This is a genomic window from Polaromonas sp. OV174 (genome assembly GCF_900112285.1).
Taxonomy (GTDB): domain Bacteria; phylum Pseudomonadota; class Gammaproteobacteria; order Burkholderiales; family Burkholderiaceae_C; genus Polaromonas.
Genome location: NZ_FOKZ01000056.1, coordinates 1 through 4,692 on the forward strand (window position 1 = coordinate 1; position 4,692 = coordinate 4,692).

General features: G+C 58.8%; 5 protein-coding genes. All 5 read left to right on the top strand.

Translation table 11 applies throughout. From position 1 onward, the window contains the following. Window positions 1-617, top strand: a 617-nt coding sequence (locus BM160_RS21985; protein ID WP_092008273.1) for an ABC transporter ATP-binding protein, incomplete at its 5' end; no start/stop codon positions are given. 168 nt (window positions 618-785) lie between these two features. Beyond that, window positions 786-1,715: a branched-chain amino acid ABC transporter permease gene (locus BM160_RS21990; protein WP_092008274.1), complete on the top strand. Its 930-nt coding sequence runs from the start codon at window positions 786-788 to the stop codon at window positions 1,713-1,715. A gap of 124 nt (window positions 1,716-1,839) precedes the next feature. Continuing rightward, window positions 1,840-2,910 (top strand): branched-chain amino acid ABC transporter permease, encoded by a 1,071-nt coding sequence (locus tag BM160_RS21995; protein WP_092008275.1) that lies wholly within the window; start codon window positions 1,840-1,842, stop codon window positions 2,908-2,910. Between the two features lie 78 nt (window positions 2,911-2,988). Then, the gene (locus BM160_RS22000; RefSeq protein WP_092008276.1) at window positions 2,989-4,308 is read left to right on the top strand and encodes an ABC transporter substrate-binding protein; all 1,320 of its coding nucleotides are present in this window, start codon (window positions 2,989-2,991) and stop codon (window positions 4,306-4,308) included. 82 nt (window positions 4,309-4,390) lie between these two features. Beyond that, the coding region (locus BM160_RS22005; RefSeq protein WP_143093321.1) for an ATP-binding cassette domain-containing protein at window positions 4,391-4,692 on the top strand (302 nt) is incomplete at its 3' end.

A 4,692-nucleotide genomic window follows, 5' to 3' on the forward strand; every position in this document is an offset into this window, starting at 1 on the left:
ACGGGGTGTACGCACCGCAGCAGGGCTCCATCACCTTTCGCGGCCAGACCTTCAAGCACATGAACAGCCACCAGGTGGCGGTGATGGGCGTGGGCCGCACCTTCCAGAACCTGGCGCTGTTCAAGGGCATGAGCGTGCTCGACAACATCATGTCGGGCCGCAACCTGAAGATCAAAAGCAATCTGCTGCTGCAGGCGCTGCGCATCGGGCCGGCGGAGAAAGAAGAGATCCGCCACCGCGAGGCCGTCGAACGCATCATCGACTTCCTGGAAATCCAGGCCTACCGCAAAACGCCCGTCGGCCAGCTGCCCTACGGCCTGCAAAAACGCGTCGATCTGGGCCGGGCCCTGGCGATGGAGCCGCAGGTGCTGCTGCTGGACGAACCCATGGCCGGCATGAACGTGGAAGAAAAGCAGGACATGTGCCGCTTTGTGCTCGACGTCAACGACGAGTTCGGCACCACCGTGGTGCTGATCGAGCATGACATGGGCGTGGTCATGGACATCTCCGACCGCGTGGTGGTGCTGGACTACGGCAAGAAGATCGGCGACGGAACGCCCGACGAAGTGCGCAACAACGCCGATGTCATTCGCGCCTATCTCGGCACCGAGCACTAACCATGAACAACAACGCAACGCTGCCTTCGACAAAAGGCCGCTCAAACACGAAGCTTGTTTATTCAAGCAGCCGCTGCGGAGCCTGCTTTGCCGGGGCGCTGGCGGCGTCCCCTGCAAGGGCAGAGACAGCCACGCAAAGCGGATCCGAAACTGGGGTGAGTAACTAACATGGCTTTTTTTCTGGAAACACTGCTAGGCGGCCTGATGGCCGGCATGCTGTATTCACTGGTGGCGCTGGGCTTTGTGTTGATTTTCAAGGCTTCGGGCGTTTTCAACTTCGCCCAGGGGGCGATGGTGCTGTTTGCGGCACTGGCGATGGCCCGGTTCGCGGAATGGATACCGAAGTGGACGGGCATCAGCAGTATGGTTTTCGCCAACGTTATCGCCTTTGCGCTGGCCGGCATCATCATGTTTGCGGTGGCCTGGCTGATCGAGCGATTGGTATTGCGCCACCTGGTCAACCAGGAGGGGGCCACGCTGCTGATGGCCACACTTGGCATTGCCTACTTTCTCGAGGGGCTGGGACAGACTCTTTTCGGCAGCAGCATTTACAAGATTGACATTGGTATGCCGAAGGAGCCGATTTTCGCCATGGAATCCGTGTTCCAGGGCGGCATCCTGATCAACAAGGAAGACCTGTACGCCGCCTTGATCGCGGCAGCGTTGGTCGCCCTGCTGACTCTGTTCTTCCAGAAAACCGCCACCGGCCGCGCCCTGCGCGCCGTGGCCGATGATCATCAGGCCGCCCAGTCCATAGGCATTCCACTCAACCATATCTGGGTCATCGTCTGGTGCGTCGCCGGTGTGGTGGCACTGGTAGCCGGCATGATCTGGGGCAGCAAGCTTGGGGTTCAGTTTTCACTGGCCACCGTGGCATTGCGCGCCCTGCCGGTGGTGATCTTGGGCGGACTAACCTCCGTACCGGGCGCCATTATTGGCGGTCTCATCATCGGCGTCGGAGAGAAGCTTTCCGAGGTGTATCTCGGGCCCTACGTCGGCGGCGGCATTGAAATCTGGTTTGCCTATGTGTTGGCGCTGGCCTTTCTGCTGTTCCGGCCGCAAGGCCTGTTTGGCGAAAAGATCATTGATCGCGTATGAAATAAGCGATCGACCCGAAAGGGCCTTGACCGGAGACGGTAAGGAATGAGCTTTCAGTGAAAGCCAAGGTGTACAGCAAGTTAAGCGCAGATTGCCGCAATTAAAAGACTATTTCGAGACAACTATGCTTTACAGAGAAAACGGTCAGTTCAAAACCACCTATCGTGCGGATCAGCAGATTTTTCCAATCCGCCAGGACCGTATCGTCATGGGCTTGCTATTTATTCTGGCATTCGGCGTCGCCCCCTTTATGGTCAGCGAATACCTCCTGCGCGCCATTCTGATACCGTTTTTGATCATTTCGCTGGCCGCGCTAGGGGTCAATATCCTGGTCGGCTATTGCGGCCAGATCTCCCTCGGCTCGGGCGCATTCATGGCAGTCGGTGCTTATGGCGCCTATAACTTCTTCGTACGCGTTCCCGGCATGCCGCTGATTCCGGCGCTCCTTCTGGGCGCCCTGTGCGCGACCGTCTTCGGTATTTTGTTCGGCTTGCCGAGTCTGCGCGTCAAGGGGCTGTATCTGGCGGTCACGACGCTGGCGGCGCAATTCTTCGCAGACTGGATGTTCCTGCGCATCAAGTGGTTCACCAACGACTCTCCATCGGTCTCGGTCATAGGCATGCAGGTCTTTGGCTTTCCGATTGAAAGCGCCACGAGCAAATATCTGCTGTGCCTGACGATCTTGGCGGTTGTCGCCTTGCTTGCCAAAAATCTGCTGCGCGGAGCGGTGGGGCGCGAATGGATGGCGATACGCGACATGGACGTTGCCGCCGCAGTGATTGGCATTCGCCCCATGTATGCCAAGCTCAGCGCCTTTGCCGTCAGCTCTTTCATCATCGGCTTGGCCGGTGGGCTCTGGGGCTTTGTGCATCTGGGGGCCTGGGAGCCTGCCGCGTTTTCCTTCGATATCTCGTTCCGCCTGCTCTTCATGGTGATTATTGGCGGCCTTGGCTCCATTCTGGGTGGTTTTCTGGGCGCCGCCTTCATCACCTTGCTCCCGCTTGCACTGAGCCAGGCATTGCCCGCGCTGGCAGGTCTTTTCGGACTGACCATTTCCACCGTGGGCGTGTCCCACGCCGAGCTGATGATTTTTGGCGCCCTGATCGTTTGGTTTCTGATTGTTGAGCCCCACGGCCTGGCAAAGCTTTGGGCCATCGGCAAGCAGAAGTTGCGACTGTGGCCATTCCCGCACTAGCCATGTATTTCCCGGAGTTCGCGCAGATTGGCGCGACAGTTTCATGTGTTCCGCTATCAAAAAATCAGGAGACAAAAAATGAGATTTCGAAAAATCCTTATCGCCGCCGTTTTAGGCTTCATCGGTTCGTCGGCAGTGGTTCCGGCCGCACTTGCTCAGGATAAACAGCAATTCTTCCCGCTGCTGACATTCCGCACGGGTCCTTACGCCCCCAGTGGCGTGCCATGGGCCAACGGCTTCGTTGACTACTTCAAGCTGGTCAATACCAAAGGCGGTATCAATGGCGTGAAAGTCCTCTGGGAAGAGTGCGAGACCAGCTACGCGACGGATCGCGGTGTTGAGTGTTATGAGCGGATGAAGGGCAAGCATGGCGGTGCCACCGTATTCCAGACCATGTCGACCGGCATCACGTTCGCCCTGACGGAAAGGGGCGCGCACGACAAGATACCAGTGCTTACGCCTGGCTACGGTCTGAGTGAAAGCGCTGACGGCGAAGTCTTTGAATGGAGCTTCCCGCTGGCAGGCACGCACTGGGCTTCGGCTGACGCACAGTTGCAATATGTAGCCAGCAAGATGGGTGGCCTGGACAAGCTCAAAGGGAAAAAAATCGCCCTCCTGTACCACGATAGCCCATTCGGCAAGGAGGCCATCCCGGTGCTGACCGCACGTTCGAAGATGCATGGATTCGAGCTCGCGTCCATCCCGGTGACGGCCCCTGGCGTTGATCAGAAATCGGCCTGGCTACAAATCCGGCAAAGCCGGCCGGACTTCGTTTTGCTTTGGGGTTGGGGCATCATGAACAGCACGGCCCTGAAAGAAGCGCAAGCCACCGGCTACCCGCGCGACAAGATGGTTGGCGTGTGGCCTTCAGGCTCCGATTCGGACGTCAAGGGAGTGAGTGGCGCCGACGGTTACAGCGCCGTGCTGCTGCAACCTGGCCCCGGAGCCGACTCCAAGATTGTCAAGGAAGTCCTCACCACTCTGCACGCCAAAGGGGAGGGAAGTGGTCCCAAGGAGGAAGTCGGCGAGGCACTCTACATGCGCGGTCTGATGAATGCGATGGTTGCGGTGGAAGGCGTGCGTCGTGCCCAGGAGCAATTTGGCAAGGGGCAGGTCATGACCGCGGCGCAGGCGCGCTGGGGTTACGAGAACATGACGCTGGATCAGAAAAAGATCGATGCGCTGGGTATTGCGGACATCATGCGGCCTGTTATTACCAGCTGCAACGACCACATGGGACCGTCGTGGGCGCGTGCGTACAAATGGGACGGCAAGAAGTGGAATCAGAGCTCCGAATGGTTCCAAGCCGATCCGAAGGTTATGACGCCGCTGCTTAAGGCTGCGGCCGAGAAGTACGCCACTGACAAGAAGGTCACGCGCCGCACTTGCAAGTCCTGACGAAAGAGATGGCGGCTCCGTACAGGAGCCGCCAGTCGAAAGGCCGCACTGCGTGCCTTTCGACTGGTATGGAGACAACTCAATGGACACACCCAACATCATTCTCAACGTCAACGGCATAGAGGTCATCTACAACCATGTGATCCTGGTCTTGAAGGGCGTGTCCCTGCAGGTGCCAGAGGGCCGCATCGTGGCCATCCTGGGCGGCAATGGCGCGGGCAAGACCACCACGCTGCGCGCCATCTCCAACCTGCTCAAGGGCGAGCGCGGCGAGGTCACCAAGGGCTCCATCGAGTTGCAAGGTGAACGCATAGAAAACCTCTCGCCCGCCGACCTGGTCAAGCGTGGCGTGATCCAGGTGATGGAGGGCCGGCACTGCTTTGC